18 protein-coding genes are annotated in these 17,650 nt (G+C 66.8%); 11 read left to right on the forward strand and 7 right to left on the reverse strand.

The window, feature by feature from the left end; genetic code table 11:
- Positions 1 to 4: 4 nt before the first annotated feature.
- On the forward strand, positions 5 to 751 hold the full coding sequence (locus tag FQV39_RS04290) for an RlmE family RNA methyltransferase (RefSeq protein ID WP_149129178.1): 747 nt from the start codon (positions 5 to 7) through the stop codon (positions 749 to 751).
- A 136-nt stretch (positions 752 to 887) separates the two neighbouring features.
- Here the strand turns inward: FQV39_RS04290 and FQV39_RS04295 are convergent, their stop codons facing one another.
- From FQV39_RS04295 to FQV39_RS04305, 3 genes are all read right to left on the reverse strand, one after another.
- Positions 888 to 1,283 carry a type II toxin-antitoxin system VapC family toxin gene (locus FQV39_RS04295; RefSeq protein WP_149129179.1) on the reverse strand — a complete coding sequence of 132 codons (396 nt, stop codon included), beginning with the start codon at positions 1,281 to 1,283 and terminating at the stop codon, positions 888 to 890.
- Entirely contained in the window at positions 1,280 to 1,531 is a 252-nt protein-coding gene (locus FQV39_RS04300; protein ID WP_149129180.1) for an AbrB/MazE/SpoVT family DNA-binding domain-containing protein, read from the reverse strand. Before FQV39_RS04300 ends, FQV39_RS04295 begins: the two co-directional genes overlap by 4 nt.
- Before the next feature lie 77 nt (positions 1,532 to 1,608).
- On the reverse strand, positions 1,609 to 3,048 hold the full coding sequence (locus tag FQV39_RS04305; RefSeq protein ID WP_149129181.1) for an MFS transporter: 1,440 nt from the start codon (positions 3,046 to 3,048) through the stop codon (positions 1,609 to 1,611).
- Positions 3,049 to 3,336: 288 nt separating this feature from the next.
- Here FQV39_RS04305 and FQV39_RS04310 point away from each other — a divergent pair, with 288 nt between their 5' ends.
- From FQV39_RS04310 to FQV39_RS04345, 8 genes are all read left to right on the forward strand, one after another.
- Positions 3,337 to 3,669: a hypothetical protein gene (locus FQV39_RS04310; protein ID WP_149129182.1), complete on the forward strand. Its 333-nt coding sequence runs from the start codon at positions 3,337 to 3,339 to the stop codon at positions 3,667 to 3,669.
- 180 nt (positions 3,670 to 3,849) lie between these two features.
- A complete protein-coding gene (guaB, locus tag FQV39_RS04315; protein ID WP_149129183.1) occupies positions 3,850 to 5,343 on the forward strand; it encodes an IMP dehydrogenase in 1,494 nt (497 codons plus the stop codon).
- 70 nt (positions 5,344 to 5,413) lie between these two features.
- Complete coding sequence (locus tag FQV39_RS04320) at positions 5,414 to 5,824, forward strand: MAPEG family protein (RefSeq protein WP_149129184.1); 411 nt, start codon at positions 5,414 to 5,416, stop codon at positions 5,822 to 5,824.
- Positions 5,825 to 5,973: 149 nt separating this feature from the next.
- Positions 5,974 to 7,047, forward strand: a complete 1,074-nt coding sequence (locus tag FQV39_RS04325) for a DUF2865 domain-containing protein (protein ID WP_149129185.1) — start codon at positions 5,974 to 5,976, stop codon at positions 7,045 to 7,047.
- A gap of 224 nt (positions 7,048 to 7,271) precedes the next feature.
- Positions 7,272 to 8,282 carry an extracellular solute-binding protein gene (locus tag FQV39_RS04330; protein WP_149129186.1) on the forward strand — a complete coding sequence of 337 codons (1,011 nt, stop codon included), beginning with the start codon at positions 7,272 to 7,274 and terminating at the stop codon, positions 8,280 to 8,282.
- 80 nt (positions 8,283 to 8,362) lie between these two features.
- Complete coding sequence (locus FQV39_RS04335; protein WP_248313238.1) at positions 8,363 to 9,964, forward strand: ABC transporter permease; 1,602 nt, start codon at positions 8,363 to 8,365, stop codon at positions 9,962 to 9,964.
- Positions 9,965 to 10,059: 95 nt separating this feature from the next.
- Positions 10,060 to 11,817 (forward strand): AsmA family protein, encoded by a 1,758-nt coding sequence (locus FQV39_RS04340; RefSeq protein ID WP_149129188.1) that lies wholly within the window; start codon positions 10,060 to 10,062, stop codon positions 11,815 to 11,817.
- Positions 11,818 to 12,219: 402 nt separating this feature from the next.
- Positions 12,220 to 13,344 carry an E22 family MetX-like putative esterase gene (locus tag FQV39_RS04345; RefSeq protein WP_248313239.1) on the forward strand — a complete coding sequence of 375 codons (1,125 nt, stop codon included), beginning with the start codon at positions 12,220 to 12,222 and terminating at the stop codon, positions 13,342 to 13,344.
- Positions 13,345 to 13,379: 35 nt separating this feature from the next.
- On the opposite strand, the gene FQV39_RS04350 is transcribed toward FQV39_RS04345, so the two are convergent.
- On the reverse strand, positions 13,380 to 14,348 hold the full coding sequence (locus FQV39_RS04350; RefSeq protein ID WP_149133648.1) for a GlxA family transcriptional regulator: 969 nt from the start codon (positions 14,346 to 14,348) through the stop codon (positions 13,380 to 13,382).
- Positions 14,349 to 14,421: 73 nt separating this feature from the next.
- Between FQV39_RS04350 and FQV39_RS04355 the strand changes: the two genes are divergently transcribed.
- On the forward strand, positions 14,422 to 15,087 hold the full coding sequence (locus tag FQV39_RS04355) for a DJ-1/PfpI family protein (protein WP_149129190.1): 666 nt from the start codon (positions 14,422 to 14,424) through the stop codon (positions 15,085 to 15,087).
- 122 nt (positions 15,088 to 15,209) lie between these two features.
- On the opposite strand, the gene FQV39_RS04360 is transcribed toward FQV39_RS04355, so the two are convergent.
- The 3 genes from FQV39_RS04360 to FQV39_RS04370 all read right to left on the reverse strand — a co-directional run bounded on the left by FQV39_RS04360 (position 15,210) and on the right by FQV39_RS04370 (position 16,641).
- The gene (locus FQV39_RS04360) at positions 15,210 to 15,833 is read right to left on the reverse strand and encodes an ATP-dependent Clp protease proteolytic subunit (protein ID WP_149129191.1); all 624 of its coding nucleotides are present in this window, start codon (positions 15,831 to 15,833) and stop codon (positions 15,210 to 15,212) included.
- Between the two features lie 143 nt (positions 15,834 to 15,976).
- Entirely contained in the window at positions 15,977 to 16,330 is a 354-nt protein-coding gene (locus FQV39_RS04365; RefSeq protein WP_149129192.1) for an SRPBCC family protein, read from the reverse strand.
- The gene (locus FQV39_RS04370; RefSeq protein ID WP_149129193.1) at positions 16,327 to 16,641 is read right to left on the reverse strand and encodes an ArsR/SmtB family transcription factor; all 315 of its coding nucleotides are present in this window, start codon (positions 16,639 to 16,641) and stop codon (positions 16,327 to 16,329) included. Before FQV39_RS04370 ends, FQV39_RS04365 begins: the two co-directional genes overlap by 4 nt.
- A 490-nt stretch (positions 16,642 to 17,131) precedes the next feature.
- On the opposite strand from FQV39_RS04370, the gene FQV39_RS33025 reads away from it, so the two are divergent.
- Positions 17,132 to 17,578, forward strand: a complete 447-nt coding sequence (locus tag FQV39_RS33025; RefSeq protein ID WP_187640166.1) for a DUF6719 family protein — start codon at positions 17,132 to 17,134, stop codon at positions 17,576 to 17,578.
- Positions 17,579 to 17,650: the final 72 nt, after the last annotated feature.

Below are 17,650 nucleotides of genomic sequence, written 5' to 3' on the forward strand. Positions count from 1 at the left end.
GACTATGAGCACCGGAAGTTCGGGTGGCAAAGGGGGCGGCAAGTCCAGCGCAGGCGCGCGCGACATGCGCGTCAAGGTGAAGAAGGCCGGCAAGCTCAAGCATTCCTCGCAGCTCTGGCTCGAGCGCCAGCTCAACGACCCCTATGTGAAGCGGGCCAAGGAACTGGGCTATCGCTCCCGCGCCGCCTTCAAGCTCGAGGAGATGGACGACCGCTACAAGTTCCTGAAACCCGGCCAGCGGCTGGTCGATCTCGGCTGCGCGCCGGGCGGCTGGTGCCAGATCGCCGCCAAGCGGATCGGGCTGGAGCAGGGCAAGGGCTACATCGTCGGCATCGATCTGCTCCCGGTCGATCCCATCCCCGGCGTCGACCTGATCCAACTCGACTTCATGGCCGAGGAGGCGCCTGCCCTGCTGACCGAGCGCCTCGGCGGCCGGGCCGACGGCGTGATGTCCGACATGGCGGCCAACACCACCGGCCACAAGAAGACCGATCACCTCAAGATCATCGCGCTGGCCGAAGCGGCGGTCGAGTTCGCGCATAGCGTGCTGGCGCCGGGCGGCTTCTTCCTCGCCAAGCTGTTCCAAGGCGGCGACAGCGCCGACCTCCTCGCGGGCTTAAAGCGCGACTTCACCACGGTCCGCAACGTCAAGCCGGCCGCGAGCCGCGCCGATTCCTCGGAACTCTACGTGCTGGCGACCGGCTATCGCCGGAAGGCAGGCCCGCCGGAAGAGAACGCGTTCGGCGAATGAGGCTGGCACGGCAAGGCGCCGTTAGAGCATTGCGCGAAAAAGTGGGTACCGGTTTTTCGCTTAAAGCAATGCTCTAAACTTTTAGAATCGATCACGTTTTTCGCATTTTGACGATTCCGTCAAAATGCGACGTGATCTAGGGCTGCCGCGCTGCTACGCCCTGTTCCTGAAGCAGTTTGACCGCTTGCCTGTCGAAGGAGACGAAGACGTCGCTTCCGGACCAGGCGCCCTCATAGGCGATGATGCCGTCGGCGAAATCACCCCCAGCTTCCAGGATGGCGAGCCCTGCCTCGACGGCAGGCCGATTGGTCGAAACGGTCCCGGCTGCGACGAGCGCACGGATCGCCGCGGCTATATCCCGGATCGGAAAGTCATAGAGCCTGCGCAACACCCAGACGAACTCGCACAGAACCGGCATGGTAACGGCGATCGTCTCCGCTTCGCGCAGGCAACGTTCCGCGGCGCGGGCCTGATCCGCATCGTCGCGAACGGTGGCCCTGACGAGGACATTCGTATCGACGGTGATCTTCACCGCTTGCCTGTCCAACCTGCCGCCACGGCTTCAGCGATCTCCTCATCGGTCGCGATCTTCGCGCTCTTGCCTTCCAGCAAGCCGATGAAGCGGTCGATCGGTTCACGCGCCGGCGCAGCACGCAGGGTCGCTCGCCCATCCGGCAGCAGGTCGAGCTCGATCTTCTCACCCGGCTTGATACCGAGATGGCGCAGCACTTCCTTGCGGAATGTGACCTGGCCCCGCTCCGTGACCGTCAGGATCGTCATGGTGCACCCTACCGCCGGCATATGCCGTTCTCGTCAAAATAATGCATATTTGCATTATATTCAATCACGATCAGACGCTACTCCAGCGGCTTCTGATCAGCGAGCGCCTCGGCCGTGACCTTGCGCGCGCTGACCGGAACATGGCCCGAAACTTCGGCGCCGGCATCGGGCGCAAGCTGCGCCATCCAGAGGACCGAGGACGCCGACACCAGCCCGACGATGGCGAAGGCCGGCCAGAAATCGCCGGCAGCGAGCGCCTTGCCGCCATTGAAGGTGTTGGCGGCCTCCAGCACGAAGGCGCCGATAGTCACGCCCATGCTGAGCGAGAGCTGCTGGGCGACGCTCGACAGGCTCGTCGCGCTCGACATCTCGCGATTGGAGACGTCGGCGTAGCTCAACGCGTTGATGCCGGTGAACTGCAGCGAGCGGAAGCAGCCGCCGACCAGCAGCACGGAGAGCATGATCGCATGCGGCGTGGTCGGGGTGAACAGGCCGGAGGCCGCGAGGAAGGCCGCGCCGACCACGGCATTGACGGCAAGCACGCGGCGGAAGCCGTAGCGCGCCAGGATGGTCCTCGCCAGCGTCTTCATGATCAGTGCGCCGGCCGCCGAAACGAAGGTGATCAGGCCTGACTGCAAGGCATCGAGCCCGAAGCCGAGCTGCAGCATCAGCGGCAGCAGGAAAGGGATCGCGCCGATGCCGGTGCGGAAGATCGAGCCGCCGACAACGCCGATCCGGAAGGTCGGGATCCGGAACAGCGACAGGTTGAGCACCGGATAGGGCACCCGGCGGGCGTGGAACCAATAGGCCGCCAGCGCCGCCGCGCCGGCCAGCACACAGCCATAGGAAACGAATGTAGGCACCAGATGCCGGCCGCCGGTCGCCAGGCCCAGCATCAGGCTGGCGAAGCCGAAGGAGGACAGCAGGAAGCCCTTCACATCCAGCGGCGCGACATCCTCCTCGCGAATATCCTCGAAGAACAGGCTCGACAGCACGATGCCGACGAAGCCGATGGGAATGTTGATGAAGAAGATCCAGCGCCAGTCGAAATAGGTGGTGATGAAGCCGCCGAGCGGCGGCCCGACCACCGGCCCGACCAGGGCGGGGACCGTCAGATAGGCCAGTGCGCCAACGATCTCCGACTTGCTGACGCTGCGCAGGATGACGAGGCGCCCGACCGGGACCATCATCGCCCCGCCCATGCCCTGAACGAAGCGCGCGCCGACGAAGGCGCCGAGCGAGCTCGATACGGCACAGAGGATCGAACCGAGCATGAAGACGCAGAGCGCCGAGCGGAAGATCGTGCGGGCGCCGAACCGATCGGCCATCCAGCCCGAGATCGGGATGAAGACGGCGAGGCTCACCAGATAGGAGGTCAGAGCGAGCTTCAGCGCGATCGGATCCTCGCCCAGCGACTTCGCGATCACCGGCAGCGAGGTCGCGATCACGGTCGAGTCGGTGTTCTCCATGAACAGCGCGCAGGCGACGATGAGAGGAAGCAGTTTGGCGCGTTGCAAGGCGGTAACCTTCCGCACTCACACGGATGTGAGCGGCGTTGAAATCATAAGCTAGGTTATTAATGCGAGGGTTTCGGCGTGAGGAGAGGCGAAGTTGCGATTTCCGGCGATTTGACGCGATTGCTACGCGCTTCCGCTATGCGCTGGTCTTATGACCCATGCTCCAACACAAATCCGCCATGCGCCCGCCGCACTCCTGCGCGCGATCGGGAGCCACCATCTTGGTGCCGTCCGGCCTAGCCCGGATCGGCGTGAGGGGCGCGCGTCGTAACCTCCGGAGAAGCTGACATGACCCCAATTTTGAATATTTCCGCTCTTTCGCGCCGATTGCCTGCAAGCGTGCGGCTAGCCGGACTAGCCGTCCTCGCAGGCCTGACCTACGGCGCGGCAATGGCCCCGCCGGCTGCGGCGGCGCCGATGCCGGATTGGCGCGCGAGCTGCGAATTCAAGGCCGCTCCCCAAGGCTATGGGGAGAGCATGCGCTATACCAACTGCATGCATCAAAACGAATGCCAGCGCATGGCGAATGCGGCCGGCACGACGATCTACACGGCGGGTTGCTTCGGCGTCGCGCCGGATGCGCCTGCGGCCCCCGCCGCTCCGGCGAGCGGACGCCGCTGAGCAACAATCGCCGGAAACGGCGCCCGCCATGCGCCGACGCCGTTTCCGCACTGCAAAAGAATCCCGCCCGACGGACTAGCGGAGCCGTCGGGCGCGTGCTAACGGGCCTCGTCAACTCGGCATCGGGCTTCTCGCCCTGCCCCCCTGGAAAGCCGGTTCCACCCGGCGTCGGAGTTGACGATGACGCTTTCTCTTGACGGTCTGATTCGCGACGGTTTCACCTTCGACGACGTGCTGCTGGAGCCCGGCCCGTCCGAGGTCATGCCGGCGGATGTCGATATCCGCACCAAGCTCACCAAATCGATCTCTCTCAACCTGCCGATCATCGCCTCGGCGATGGACACCGTGACGGAAGCGCGCATGGCGATCGCCATGGCGCAGGCCGGCGGGCTGGGCGTCATTCACCGCAACCTCGAAGCCGACCAGCAGGCGGCGCAGGTGCGGCTCGTCAAGAAATTCGAGTCGGGCATGATCGCCAACCCGATCACGATCCACCCCGACGAGACGCTGGCCGATGCGCTGGCGCTGATGAAGCAGAACGGCATCTCCGGCATCCCGGTCGTCGAGCGCGGCCCGCAGGGGCACAAGGGCAAGCTCGTCGGCATCCTGACCAACCGCGATGTCCGCTTCGCCGCCAACCCGGACCAGCCCGTTGCGGAGCTGATGACCAAGGAGCGGCTGATCACGGTGCGCGAGGGCGTGAGCCAGGAGGAGGCGCGGCGCCTGCTGCACCAGTTCCGCATCGAGAAGCTGCTCGTCGTCGATGATCACTACCGCTGCATCGGCCTGATCACCGTCAAGGACATGGAGAAGCAGGTCGCCCATCCGAACGCCGCGAAGGACGCGCAGGGGCGCCTGCTCGTCGCCGCAGCGACCACGACCGGCGACCTGGGCTTCGAGCGCTCGGAGATGCTGATCGATGCCGGTGTCGACCTCATCGTCGTCGATACGGCGCATGGCCACTCGTCGAAGGTGCTCGACGCGGTCAGCCGGGTGAAGAAGCTCTCCAACGCGGTGCAGGTCATCGCCGGCAACGTCGCCACGGCCGGCGGGGCGCAGGCCCTGATCGATGCCGGCGCCGACGCGATCAAGGTCGGCATCGGCCCGGGCTCGATCTGCACCACCCGCATCGTCGCGGGCGTCGGCGTGCCGCAGCTCACCGCGATCATGGATGCGGCCTCAGCCGGCTCGAAGGCCGGCGTCCCGATCATCGCCGATGGCGGCATCAAATATTCCGGCGATCTCGCCAAGGCGCTGGCCGCCGGCGCCTCCTGCGCCATGGTCGGCTCGCTGCTCGCCGGCACCGACGAGACGCCGGGCGAGACCTTCCTGTACCAGGGCCGCTCCTACAAGGCCTATCGCGGCATGGGCTCGGTCGGCGCGATGGCGCGCGGCTCGGCCGATCGCTACTTCCAGCAGGACATCAAGGATGCGCTGAAGCTCGTGCCGGAGGGCATCGAGGGCCAGGTCGCCTATAAGGGCCCGGTCTCGAGCGTGCTCCACCAGCTCGCCGGGGGCCTGCGCGCCGCCATGGGCTATGTCGGCGGCAAGGACCTCGCCGACTACCAGACCAAGGCGCGCTTCATCCGCATCACCAGCGCCGGCCTGCGCGAGAGCCACGTCCATGACGTGACGATCGTGCGCGAGAGCCCGAACTACCCGACCCGCTCTTGAGTCGGTGCTGGCTTCGTGCAGCACTGGCCTGAATCATCCGGGCCAGCGCTGAGACGAGGCGATTGCGATCATGACCCTAAAGCTCGTCTACCCCACGCTGGCCCTGATCCTCTGGATTTTCATCGTCGGCGTCATCCTGATGCTGCGCCGGAAGGAGGCCTTTACCTCCGGCGCCGTGCGGCCGGAAGATGTGACGGTCTCGACCGAGCGCTACCCCGTCCCGGCCCGGCTCGCCTCGGCGAATTTCTCGAACCAGTTCGAGACGCCGGTCGTCTATTTCGCGCTGATCATGCTTGCGATGGAAGTCGGTGCCACCGGCTATGCGATGGCGCTCCTGGCCTGGCTCTATGTCGCGACCCGCGTCATCCACACCTTCATCCATATCGGCCCCAACAGGCTGCCCGTGCGCGGCGCGGTCTACGGGATCGGCATCATCGCCCTGTTCGGCATGTGGCTCGGCATTCTGCTCGCTGTCATCTGACCGCCCCCGCGTCCGCCACCTCCCTGCCTGTCGTTAAGCATTTCAGGCGTTTGCGGAGCGTGCCGCGGCGAAAACGTTGAATCTTAACGAAACGTAAATTACACCCAAACAGCGGCGGACGGTGAACAAGCGTAGGTTGGAGTGACGCGATGTTGCGTGTCCGTGAGGTCCCCGTGCGGGCAGTGTCCCGCAGCGGCGAGGCTGGTTACGTCGGCTCTGTCAGCAAGGCTCCGGCCCGCTCGCGTGCCGGCCGCTGGGCTGCGGCGACCGTGCTCGGCATCGCCGTCGGCTGCGGCGGCATGGTGGTGACGGCTTCGCTGGTCCAGGCGGAGGACGACGCCGGCATCCGTTCGTTCTTCCTCGAGGAGGCGGCGCGCAGGGCTGCACGCGCGCCGACGCAGAGCGCCTCCTATGCCTCGACCCGCCCGACCGCCTATGCGCCCGCGAATGGCTGGCGCCTTCCCTTGCTGCAAATGCGGCCGGACGGACGCATCGCCCACCCGCCGATCGCGCTCAACCCCTTCAAGAAAAGCCCGACGAAGGTTGCAGCCCGCCCGCACAAGCCGACTGAGGCCGGCGCCGCCGTGGTTTCCGCGAACAATGCCCAGACCTTCTGCGTGCGGCTCTGCGACGGCTTCCATGCGCCGATCGGCCATCTGCGGTCAGCTAGCGACCTGAGCGCCCACGAAGCCCTCTGCAAGGCGATGAATCCCGGCATTCCGGTCAAGGTCTTCCGCGCCTCTGCCGGCTCGACCAGCATCGATGCCGCCGTCGCCGCAGACGGCCAGCGCTATGCGGCGCTGCCGATGGCCTATAGCCACGAGAAGGCATCCGACCCCGCCTGCCGACCGGCCATCGTCCAGGCCGGCGAGCGGCGCATCTCGCTGTTGCGCGACATCACGCTGCGCCCCGGCGACAGCGTTGTCCTCGACGGCAAGGTTTCGACCTTCACCGGCGGATCGAGCTGGCCCTACAGCCGGCGCGACTTCCGCGACTTTCGCACGGCGCCGGAGCTGAGCACGGGCCAGCGCCAGCAGATCGACGAACGGGTCGGCATTTCGCGCATGGAGGCGGAGGCGCGCAGCCTGCAGCGCCAGATGCGGGTGCGGGAGGCGTATCTGCAAGACGACACAGTGGCCAGCGACGCCGTGCTGCGCGGCTCGCTCGATCCCGCCACACGCGTCGCCGTGCGCCTGATCCCGATCACGGCTGCGTCACGCTGACGCCGCGGGATAGCTCAGGCGGAAGAGGTCCGGCTCGCACGGCGCGGAATCGTCCCGCCATTCCAATGCCATGGCTAAAAGATTAGAATTCATCAAAATATGAGCCAGCCTAGAATTCATCCAAGACGCTGATTTCAAAGGATGATTCCGTTGACAGCAGTGTCAGCGGCCCTTTAACCCTCGCCCGTCGGGCCTTGGCGCCCCCCAACCGACGGAGCGGAAGAATGATCAAGAAGAAGCACCTCCACGCCCTGGCGCTGTCATCCTGCCTGCTTGCCGCGCCGGCCTTCGCCCAGGAGGTCAACCTCTACTCCACGCGCGAGCCCGCTTTGCTCAACCCGGCGCTGGAAGCCTTCACCAAGGACACCGGCATCAAGGTCAATGCGGTCTTCCTGAAGGACGGCCTGCAGGAGCGCATCCGCGCCGAGGGTGCCAACAGCCCGGCCGACGTCATGCTCGTGGTCGATGTCGGCGAGATCAATGCCGCGGTCGATGCCGGCATCACCCAGCCGATCAAGTCTGAGGCCGTGGACAAGATCGTCCCGGCGCAGCTGCGGCCGGACAATAACTGGGTCACGCTGACCAAGCGCGCCCGCATCGTCGTCGTCTCGAAGGAGCGCGTCGCGCAGGACGCGATCACCTATGAAGAGCTCGCCGATCCGAAGTGGAAGGGCAAGTTCTGCATCCGCGCCGGCCAGCACCCCTACAACAACGCGTTCTTCGCGGCCTATATCGCCCATAATGGGCCGGAAAAGGCCGAAGCCTATCTCAAGGCGCTGCGTGCCAACGCCGCCCGCAAGCCCGGCGGCGGCGACCGCGACGTGGCGCGCGACATCCAGTCCGGTCTCTGCGACGTCGCCGTGATCAACACCTATTACATCGGCCTGATGAGCCAGGCGAAGAACGAGCAGAAGGGCTGGTACGACGCGATCAAGCCGCTCAAGACGACCTTCGCCAATGGCGGCACCCATGTGAACGTCTCGGCCGCGGCGCTGGCCAAGAACGCCCCGAACAAGGACAACGCCGTCAAGTTGATCGAGTACATGCTCGGCGAGAAGGCGCAGGCCCTCTACGCCAACGGCAATTTCGAGTTCCCGGTCAACACCGCCGTCACCGACTCCGCTGCGGTGAAGCTGCTCGGCACGGTCACGCCGGACAAGCTGCCGCTCTCCGAGGTCGCCAAGCAGCGCAAGGCCGCCGCCGATCTCGTCGACAAGGTCGGTTTCGACAATTGAGCCTGAGCGCTCCGCTCACCGCTTCGCGACGGCCGCCATTCACATGGCGGCCGTCGACGCGTTTTGCACTGGCGTCGCTCGTGGGTGCCGGGCTCGTTCTGGCGCCGCTCGCAGCGCTCGTCGCGACCGCCCTGTCCTCCTCGCAGGCCGCGGAGATCTGGCCGCATCTTGCCGCCAATGTGCTTCCGACAGCACTGGTCCAGACCGGTTTGCTGCTGGCTGGGGTTGGTATCGTCAGCGCCATTCTCGGTGTCGGGACAGCCTGGCTGGTCACGCAGTTCGAGTTCCCCGGCAGGCGGCATTTCGACTGGCTGCTCGTGCTGCCACTGGCGCTGCCTACCTATCTGACGGCCTATATCTACGTCGAATTCCTTGGCTTCCAGGGGCCGCTGCAGAGCGCGCTAAGGACGCTCACCGGCTGGCGCACCCTGCGGGACTACTGGTTCCCCGATCCGCGCAACCTGCCCGGCGCGATCGCGATCATGGCGATCGTCCTCTACCCTTATGTCTATCTCAGCACGCGCGCGCTCTTCAGCATCCAGGGCGCGACCATCGTCGAGGCGGCCCGCAATCTCGGCGCCACGCCCGGCCGGTTGTTCTGGCGCATCGGCCTGCCGCTCGCCCGGCCGGCGCTCGCCGCCGGGTTGACGCTCGTCCTGCTCGAGACGCTCAACGACATCGGCGCGACCGAATATCTCGGCGTCCGCTCGCTGACCCTCTCGATCTACACCACCTGGATCAACCGGGGCTCGCTGCCCGGGGCGGCGCAGATCGCCTGCGTGATGCTGCTCGTCGTCTTCCTGCTGATCTGGACGGAAGCCCTGCTGCGCGGCCAGCGTCGCTTCGCCCTGCCCGTGCGGCAGCCGCGCCCGCTCGGACGCCGGCCTCTGCGGCCTCGCGCAGCCCTCCTGGCGGCGATCGCCTGCGCCCTGCCCGTCCTGTTCGGCGCCATCCTGCCGATCGGCTACCTCGCCGCCGAGATCCTGCGACGCGGATTGCTCGCGCAGCTCGACCCTGCCTTGCTGCGGCTGCTCGGCAACGCCCTCGTGCTCGCCGGCATGGCTTCCGCAATCGTGCTGCTGCTGGGGCTCGGTATCGCCACGGCCAACCGCGCCGGCCGTGAAACCTGGCTGAAGCCCCTCGCCCGCCTCGCTTCGCTGGGCTACGCCGTGCCCGGCACCGTGCTCGCACTCGGGCTGCTGATCCCGGTCGCCGCGCTCGACAATGTGCTGGCGAGCGCGATCACGACCCTGTTCGGGATCAAACCCGGCCTACTGCTGATCGGCTCCGGCGCGGCGCTGGTCCTCGCCTATGTCGTGCGCTTCCTCACCATCGGCATCTCCGGCGTGGAGAGCGGCCTCAGCCGCGTCTCGCCGCGGATCGACGATGCCGCGCGCGCGCTCGGCGCCGGCCAGCCCGAGATCCTGCGCCGGATCCACTGGCCGCTGATGCGCCCGGCCGTGGCGGGCGCGGCGCTGCTCGTCTTCGTCGATTGCCTGAAGGAGCTGCCCGCGACGCTGCTGCTTCGCCCCCTCAACCTCGAAACGCTGGCGACGGTGGTCTATGGCCACGCCTCGCGCGGGGTCTTCGAGGATGGGGCGCTCGCCGCCCTGCTGATCATCCTCGCCGGCCTCTATCCTGCCATGCTTCTGGCCAAAACCGGCACAAATCGTGCGGGATAGCGGGTTTCCCGGCCTCGACAAGCCATCCACATCGGCTTACACCATGCGCCGCCAGGGGGCTGGCTGACTTTCGGCCGGTGCTGATTCGGAAGTCCATGACCAGACGCGCAGCGATCCTCGCCTTCAGCCTTGTTGCCCTGATCGGCCTGCTCGGATTGCAGCCGTGGGACCTTGCGCTCGGGCGGGTGCAGCGCAGCGCCGTTGCCGCCATCGCGGAGAAGACCGGCTTCGTCGTCAAGACCGTCGAGCGCGCCGAGATCGCGCTCCTGCCCTTTCCGCGCATCAGCCTGTCCCATGTCGGCTTCAGCCAGCGCGACGGCGCGCTTTCGGGCGAAGCGGTTCGCGTACGGGCGCATCTGCGCCTCCTGCCCCTGCTGATCGGCAGGCTCAGCTTCGACAGGATCGACCTCGTCGCGCCGCAGATCGACGTGGCGGTCGCGCCCGGCAGCGACGGCGTGACGGAGTGGCTTGCTGCACCGCTGGCCGAGATCGAGCGGCTGCGCAGCCAGAGCAAGATCGTGGTCCAGGGCGGCTCGCTCTTCCTGCGCGCGAACGGCGCGATCCAGAGCGTGGTCCGCGACCTCCATCTCGTCATCGAGGAGCGCAGCCTGAACGAGCCGCTGGAACTGTCCGGCTCCCTGACCTGGCGCGGCGTCCCGACCGATGTGAGCCTGCGCTGGCCAATGGTCGGCGGCAGCGCCAAGGCCGCGCTCTCGGCCAACTCTCCGCTCTTGAAGCTCAGGTTCGACGGCACGCGGTCCGGACCGGACGAGTCGGTCATCAACGGCCTTCTCGCCTTGTCCAGCCCGTCCGTTCCGGAGCTGCTGCGCTGGTTCGGCGAAGAATCGCGCCTGGCCGCGGCGCTCGGCGCCCTGACGCTGTCGGCCGACCTCCAGCTCAAGCCGCATGAGGCCTCCTTCAACAACGCCATCGCCAGCCTCGACGGCGAGCGCCTCGACGGCGTCCTCAAGCTCTCCGAAACCGGAGCCGGACGCTTCGCGCTCTCAGGCACGCTGGCAGGGGCGACGCTCGACATCGGCCGCCTCGTCAATCGCCTGCCGATCCCGTCGATCGACGCCGGCGATATCGGCCCGCTCGACCTCGATGGTTGGACCGGGCGGGAGATCGATCTCAGAATCTCGGTCGATGCCGCCAAGCTGAACGGCGCCCGCCTCAACGACGTCGCCAGCTATCTCCTGATCAAGAAGGGGCGCTTCGAGACCGGGTTGCTCCGGGCCAGCGCCTATGGCGGCAGCGTCAAGACGCGGCTCCTGGCGGTCAGCGCGCCAGCCGGGGTCGATGTGAAGCTCCAGGCCGGCCTCGAGCGCGTGAACCTCGGGCAGGCGTCCAGCGACCTGCCGCAATTGTCGCGGCTCAGCGGCAACGGCACCTTCCAACTCGCGCTCGACGGTGCCGGCCGGACCTTCGACGAATTGCTCGGCTCTCTGGTCGGACGTGCCAATCTATCGGTCAAGCAGGGCGAGCTCGGCGGCATTGCCTTCGTCGACCTGCTGCGCCGCGCCGAGCGGGCCCCCGCCCAGGCCTTGCGCGACTGGCGCCAGGGCAAGACGCCGTTCGAAAGCCTGACGGCCAATGCCGGCGTCGCCGGTGGGCTGCTGGTCCTGACCGACGCCCAGATGAGCGGGCAAGCCTATCGCTTCATCCTGAGCGGCAACGCCTCGCTGCGCACCCGCATCCTCGACATGGCCGCCTCGCTGGCGTCCCCGACCAGCGAGCTGAAGCTGCCCTTCAGCCTCAAGGGGCCAGTGGCCTCCCCGTTCTTCGAGCTCGAGACCGAGGCCTTCCTGAGCCCGGCCAGCGGCACTTCCTTCCCGTCTCTCCTGACGCGCTAGGCTGTGTTGACAGTTGGCGCTGCGCGTTGAGGAACCTCACCGTCATTCCGGACAAGCCGCGTCAGCGGCGTAGATCCGGAATCCATCGTAAGGCCGGCGCTCTATGATGGATCCCGGGGCAAGCCCGGGATGACGGCGTGTTTCCGCGTAAAATCAGCAGGCTCCAGATCGCCGCGCGTTCTATCAGGCACAAAGTGGCGATCTATCCCTTTGTTTAAGCATCGGATCGATCCGAAAAACGGATTCCACTTTTCGGTCCGATGCGCTGAGCGAAGCCGCTTCCGCCGTGCGCGGAAATCCGCTCTGATGCGGCGGCGGCCGCCTGACGGCCGGAGGGAGGAATCGGTGATGAGGCGATGGATCACGGGCGTTCTCGCCCTTGCAGGATGGGTTGCAGCGGGAATGGCCGACGCACAGGATCTGATGACCGAGAAGAAGGTCTTCGAGCTGCCGAGCTTCACGACCCAATCGGGGCGCACGCTGAAACAGGTCCGCGTCGGCTGGGAGAGCTACGGCACGCTCAACGCCGACAAGTCCAATGCCGTGCTGATCTGCCATTTCTTCTCGGGCAATTCGCACGCCGCCGGCAAATACGCGGCCTCGGATGCTGCGCCCGGCTATTGGGACGCGATCATCGGCCCGGGCAAGGCGATCGACACCGACAAGTATTTCGTCATCTCCTCCGACACGCTGGTGAACCTCAACACCGGCGACCCGAAGACGACCACCACCGGACCCGCCTCGGTCAATCCCGATACCGGCAAGCCCTACGCACTCGACTTCCCCGTCGTCACCGTCCGCGACTTCGTCGAAGTTCAGAAGGCTTTGGTCGAAAGCCTTGGGATCAAAAAACTTGCGCTGGTTGCCGGCCCCTCCATGGGTTCGCTCCAGACCTTCGAATGGGCCGCGAGCCATCCCGAGATGGTCGCCAAGGCGATGCCGGTGATCGGCGCGGCCGAGGCCGATGCGATGCTGATCGGCTGGCTCGATGTCTGGGCCGCGCCGATCCTGGTCGACCTCAACTGGAACAACGGCGATTATTACGGCAAGACGCCCCCGCTTGCCGGCCTCGCCAAGGCGCTGACCGCGGTGACGCTGCAGGCGAACCACCAGGAATGGGCGAACGCCACCTTCGGGCGCCGCCCCGCCAAGGAAGGCGACGAACCGGGCAAGGCGCTCGCCAACAAGTTCCAGGTCCAGAGCGTGCTCGACAATGCCGGCGCGGCCCGGGCGAAAGTCTCCGACGCCAACCACTTCCTCTACCTGATCAAGGCCAATCAGCTCTTCACGGCCGGCGGCACCTCGCTCGCCGACGGCATGGCGAAGATCAGGGCGCCGATGCTCTACATCACCCAGCCGAAGGACCTCGTCTTCACGCCGGACGCGGTGGAACGCACGCTGAAGGCGGCGAAGGATGCCGGGCGCGACATCACCCATGTCACCATCGATGGCGTCCGCGGTCATCTCGACGGGGTGATATCGATGAAGCAGGCGGAAGGCGCGATCCGGGCCTTCCTGGCGAAGTAGGAGCCGGTCTCGTCAAGACGGCGCGCGGTTCCGGCCTATCCCGCGAACCGCTCGCGATAGGCTTGCGGCGTCGTGCCGAGCCGCCTGAGGAACGCGCGCCGCAGCGTTTCCTCGGAGCCGAAGCCGCAGCGGCCGGCGACGCGGGCGACGGAGTGCCCCTGATCCAGCAGGTGGCGCGCCGTCTCGATCCTGATCTCCTCCACGGCACGGGCCGGGGTCCTGCCCGTTGCCGTCCGGTAGTGGCGGGCGAAACTGCGCAGGCTCATATTCGCCCGGGCGGCCAGCCGCTCGAGCGACAGGTCGGTGCGGAGGTTCTCGACAATCCAGGCATGCAGGCTGTCGAAGCGCTCGTCCCGCCCCTGCAGGGCGAGCGTGGTGCTGAACTGGGACTGCCCGCCCGGGCGCTTCAGGAAGACAACGAGCTGGCGCGCCACCGCCAGCGCCGTTTCGCGGCCGAGATCGGCTTCGACCAGAGCGAGAGCAAGATCGATCCCCGCCGTCACCCCGGCCGAGGTCCAGACATTGCCGTCGCGGATGAAGATCGGATCCGGATCGAGGCGGACATCGGGAAAGCGCGCCGCGAACTCGGCGCAGCGCCCCCAATGGGTGACGGCGCGCCTGCCATCCAGCAATCCGGCTGTCGCCAGCAGAAACGCGCCACTGCAGACGGAAGCGACGCGCCGTGCCGCACCGGCCCGCTCGCTGAGCCATCCGACAAGGACCGGGCTGTCGCATGCGGCCTGGACGCCATAGCCGCCTGCGACGATCAGCGTGTCGACGGGTTCGTCAGCTCCGGAAAGCCGCTCCGTCACCAGCGCGAGACCCGCCGAGGTCGTCACATTGGGCTCGGCCGCCACCACCCGTGTCTCATAAGGCAAGCCCGTTCTCGCCATGGCGGCGGCGAGATCGTTGGCCGTGGCGAAGACCTGCAACGGTGCGGTGACGTCGAGAAGTTGCCCCTTCGGGAAAGTCAGGATCTCGATGCGGCGCGGCGTCTTTGGCATGAAGCGAGGGGTGTTTGACAGAACGGCCAAAGGCTGGTCCGCTACCGTCCTCCTGTCAATCAGGAGTCTCGCCATGTCATTTCGCTTCGGCCTTCTCGTCTTTCCCGGCGTTCAGCAGCTCGATCTCACGGCGCCTTACGAGGTCTTCGCCTCGCTGCCCGGAACCCGCGTCGATCTCATCTGGAAAACGCTGGCGCCGGTGCAGTCGGCGACCGGCCTGCCTCTGACACCGACGACGACGCTGGCGGACTGCCCGCCCCTCGATGTGCTCTGCATTCCGGGCGGAGGCGGCATCAACGCACTCCTTAACGACGAGGCGGTGCTCGACTTCCTGCGCCAACGGGCGCCGCAGGTGCGTTACCTCACCTCCGTCTGCACTGGCTCCCTGGTTCTCGGCGCCGCCGGCCTGCTCTCCGGCAAGCGCGCCACCACCCATTGGAACGCGCATGACTTCCTCGGCCATCTCGGCGCGATCCCCGTCAAAGAGCGCGTCGTGCAGGACGGGAACCTCATCACGGCCGGCGGCGTCACCTCCGGCATCGATTTCGGCCTGACCGTCGTGGCGGCCTTGACCAGCCAGGCCGAAGCCGAGACGATCCAGCTCGCGCTGGAATATGCCCCCTCGCCGCCGTTCCGATCCGGCACGCCGGAGGAAGCGACGCCCGCCATCGTGGCCGAAGCCCGCCGCCGCATGGCCGCGTCGCGCGCGGAGCGGGAGGCGATCCTCCTGCGGAATTGAGCTCCGGCTGGCGGCGGAGGCGTGCGCCGAGAGCCCCGTTCGGCTTCTGCCACAGGCCGATCGTCGTGAATCCGGTCAGCGCGCCAAGGACACGGCGAAACGGCCGGCCGCAAATCGGCAGGCTAGACCTGCGCGGAGGCATCTGGCGGGCCTTCCGTCTTGTGAATGATCCGGTCGATCAGGCCCCACTCCAGCGCCTGCTCGGCCGTCATGAACCGGTCGCGGTCGAGCGTCTGCTCGACCTCCTCGTAGCTGCGCCCGCAATGCTCGGCGTAGAGGCGCGTCAGCCGGCGCTTGGTCTGCTGCATCTCCTCGGCGTGGATGAGGACATCGGAGGCCTGCCCCTGAAAGCCGCCGAGCGGCTGGTGGACATGCAGGCTCGCATTGGGCAGCGCGGCGCGCTCGCCCGGCTCGCCCGCCATCAGCAGGAACGAGCCCATCGAGCGCGCCGTGCCCATGCACAGCGTGTGCACGGGCGCGCGGATGTAGCGCATCGTGTCGTACATGGCGAAGCCGCTGGTGACGACGCCGCCCGGCGAGTTGATGTAGAGGTGGATCGGCCGTTTCGGATTCTCCGCCTCGAGAAACAGGAGCTGGGCGCAGACCAGCGCGCTCATGGCGTCGTTGACCTCGCCATTGACGAAGACGATCCGCTCCCGCAGCAGCCGCGAGTAGATATCGAAGGACCGCTCGCCGCGGCTGGACTGCTCGACGACCATGGGGACGAGTTGCATCGTTTCGCGCATCGGCGAACTCCAGAGTTTCTAGATCGCTGCGCGCCCGACAGGACGCGCAGCGATCTATCTATTTGTTATCGCATCGGATTCTTCCGAAAAGTGGATTCCACTTTTCGGTCCGATGCTGTGAAGGAATGCGGTCTCGTGCCGCGTCAGGCGGCGCGCATCAGCGGCGGATCATTGCCGTTGGCCGGATGGGCGAGCCGTCCGATGCCACCCGGCCATTCGTGGATCACCTGCAGGCTGGCTCCGCCCCCCGGATTGGCCGCGATCCGGAACGTGACAATGCTTTCGAGAAAGGGCGGCTCGCCATCGCGTATCCGGTAACGAAGCGCCTCCCCCGGCGCGACGACGCTCGGCTCGGGATCGGCCAGATCCGCATCGGGCAGCCAGTTCTCGCGGATGCCGGGGGTGCTGATGGCGCGCCAGAGCTTCTCGGGCGGTTCGTCGAACTGGAATTCGAAGACGAGGTGGCCGGACGGTTCCAGGCTTTCATCGCCGTTCATTGGTCCATCTCCTTCAGCAAGCCCCTGCGAGCCTCGATGCGCGCCGGCCAGTAGGCGCGGTATTTCGCCAGCCATTGCGCGATCAGCGCCAGCCCTTCCGGGTCGACCTCGTAGTTCACGAAGCGTCCCTGCCGTTCCTCGCGAACCAGGCCGGCTCCCCGCAGGACCGAGAGATGCTGCGACATCGCCGGCTGGCTGATCGCCATGCCCTGCCGCAATGCGCTGGCGTTCATGCCGCCCGCGGCGAGCTTGTCGAAGATCGCGCGGCGGGTCGGGTCGGCCAGAGCCTTGAAGATGTCGTTCTCGACCATGTCATCACATAAGCATTCACTTATGTTTATGGCAAGCCCCTTCCTGTGAGCCCGCCTTCGCGACGGCCCGGCGCTACCGCACGCACCGAAAGCCCCGTCCGGCTTCCGCCGCGAGGTTCTCAAACTGCGATCCCGAGGGGATGCGCGGAGTCCGGGTGACGCGCGACGGAAGCCGCGTGCCGAATGTCGATGTCGAATGTCGATGTCGATGCGGCGCCGACCGGCCCCACCCGAACCCCGCGCGCGGTTCTCTTCGGTGCCTCCCGCCTCAAGCTCTCACCGGGCCTGCCTGTTCGGCCCGGCGGCGGGAAACCCCTCCGGGCCCGCCAGCCAGCAACGGCGGACGAGCCCGGACACCGCATCCCGCCCGGCCGCACGATGCCTCGCGACAGCCCCCTTGGTCGGACGGGACGGTCGGATGATAGGCTGGCGGCGATGCGGCGGGGATAAGTCGGCTGACCTATTGGGGATCGTCCAGGATGCAGCGGCCGTGTGGGGTGCCGAAGTCGACGCCGATCGCCTCTACAAGCCGGATCGCGCCGGTATGCGGATGGCGAGCACGATCGGAAGCCGACCGTCACGACGGCCGCGCGAGGACCAGCCTGCCATCGACGGGCAGAATCGACTTTCTGTCTACTGTCGCGGCAATGTTGCCGATGCTACCTTCGCCAAAAATGGGGGACTGCCGATGACACGCCTTGGGGCTCTCGGGTTTGCGCTTTCAACCATGCTGCTGGCTGAGCCTTCGGCTGCCCAGCAGATTTACAGCCGGGAACCTGCCAAGGGACAGATCCGCCCCGGCCAGAAGGTGCTGGTCGATAATGGAAGGTGTCCGCGAGGGCAAATTCTCGAGGTGACCGGCGGCACGAACCCAAGCCTCAGAGGCCGGCACGGCCAGTCGACAGAGCGCGAGCGCCGCTGCGTTCCGCGCGGGTGAGCACGCTGTCGCATTCGCGCGACAGCGTTTACATCATGGAGCTACTTGCGCCGCGCGGCGGCGCCATCGGTT

Source organism: Bosea sp. F3-2 (assembly GCF_008253865.1).
GTDB lineage: Bacteria > Pseudomonadota > Alphaproteobacteria > Rhizobiales > Beijerinckiaceae > Allobosea.

Coding starts and splice junctions, on each gene's coding strand:
- FQV39_RS04290 (WP_149129178.1), top strand. CDS start 5: ATGAGCACCGGAAGTTCGGGTGGCAAAGGGGGCGGCAAGTCCAGCGCA.
- FQV39_RS04300 (WP_149129180.1), bottom strand. CDS start 1,531: ATGACGATCCTGACGGTCACGGAGCGGGGCCAGGTCACATTCCGCAAG.
- FQV39_RS04310 (WP_149129182.1), top strand. CDS start 3,337: ATGACCCCAATTTTGAATATTTCCGCTCTTTCGCGCCGATTGCCTGCA.
- guaB (WP_149129183.1), top strand. CDS start 3,850: ATGACGCTTTCTCTTGACGGTCTGATTCGCGACGGTTTCACCTTCGAC.
- FQV39_RS04320 (WP_149129184.1), top strand. CDS start 5,414: ATGACCCTAAAGCTCGTCTACCCCACGCTGGCCCTGATCCTCTGGATT.
- FQV39_RS04325 (WP_149129185.1), top strand. CDS start 5,974: ATGTTGCGTGTCCGTGAGGTCCCCGTGCGGGCAGTGTCCCGCAGCGGC.
- FQV39_RS04330 (WP_149129186.1), top strand. CDS start 7,272: ATGATCAAGAAGAAGCACCTCCACGCCCTGGCGCTGTCATCCTGCCTG.
- FQV39_RS04340 (WP_149129188.1), top strand. CDS start 10,060: ATGACCAGACGCGCAGCGATCCTCGCCTTCAGCCTTGTTGCCCTGATC.
- FQV39_RS04345 (WP_248313239.1), top strand. CDS start 12,220: ATGGCCGACGCACAGGATCTGATGACCGAGAAGAAGGTCTTCGAGCTG.
- FQV39_RS04350 (WP_149133648.1), bottom strand. CDS start 14,348: ATGCCAAAGACGCCGCGCCGCATCGAGATCCTGACTTTCCCGAAGGGG.
- FQV39_RS04355 (WP_149129190.1), top strand. CDS start 14,422: ATGTCATTTCGCTTCGGCCTTCTCGTCTTTCCCGGCGTTCAGCAGCTC.
- FQV39_RS04360 (WP_149129191.1), bottom strand. CDS start 15,833: ATGCGCGAAACGATGCAACTCGTCCCCATGGTCGTCGAGCAGTCCAGC.
- FQV39_RS04365 (WP_149129192.1), bottom strand. CDS start 16,330: ATGAACGGCGATGAAAGCCTGGAACCGTCCGGCCACCTCGTCTTCGAA.
- FQV39_RS04370 (WP_149129193.1), bottom strand. CDS start 16,641: ATGGTCGAGAACGACATCTTCAAGGCTCTGGCCGACCCGACCCGCCGC.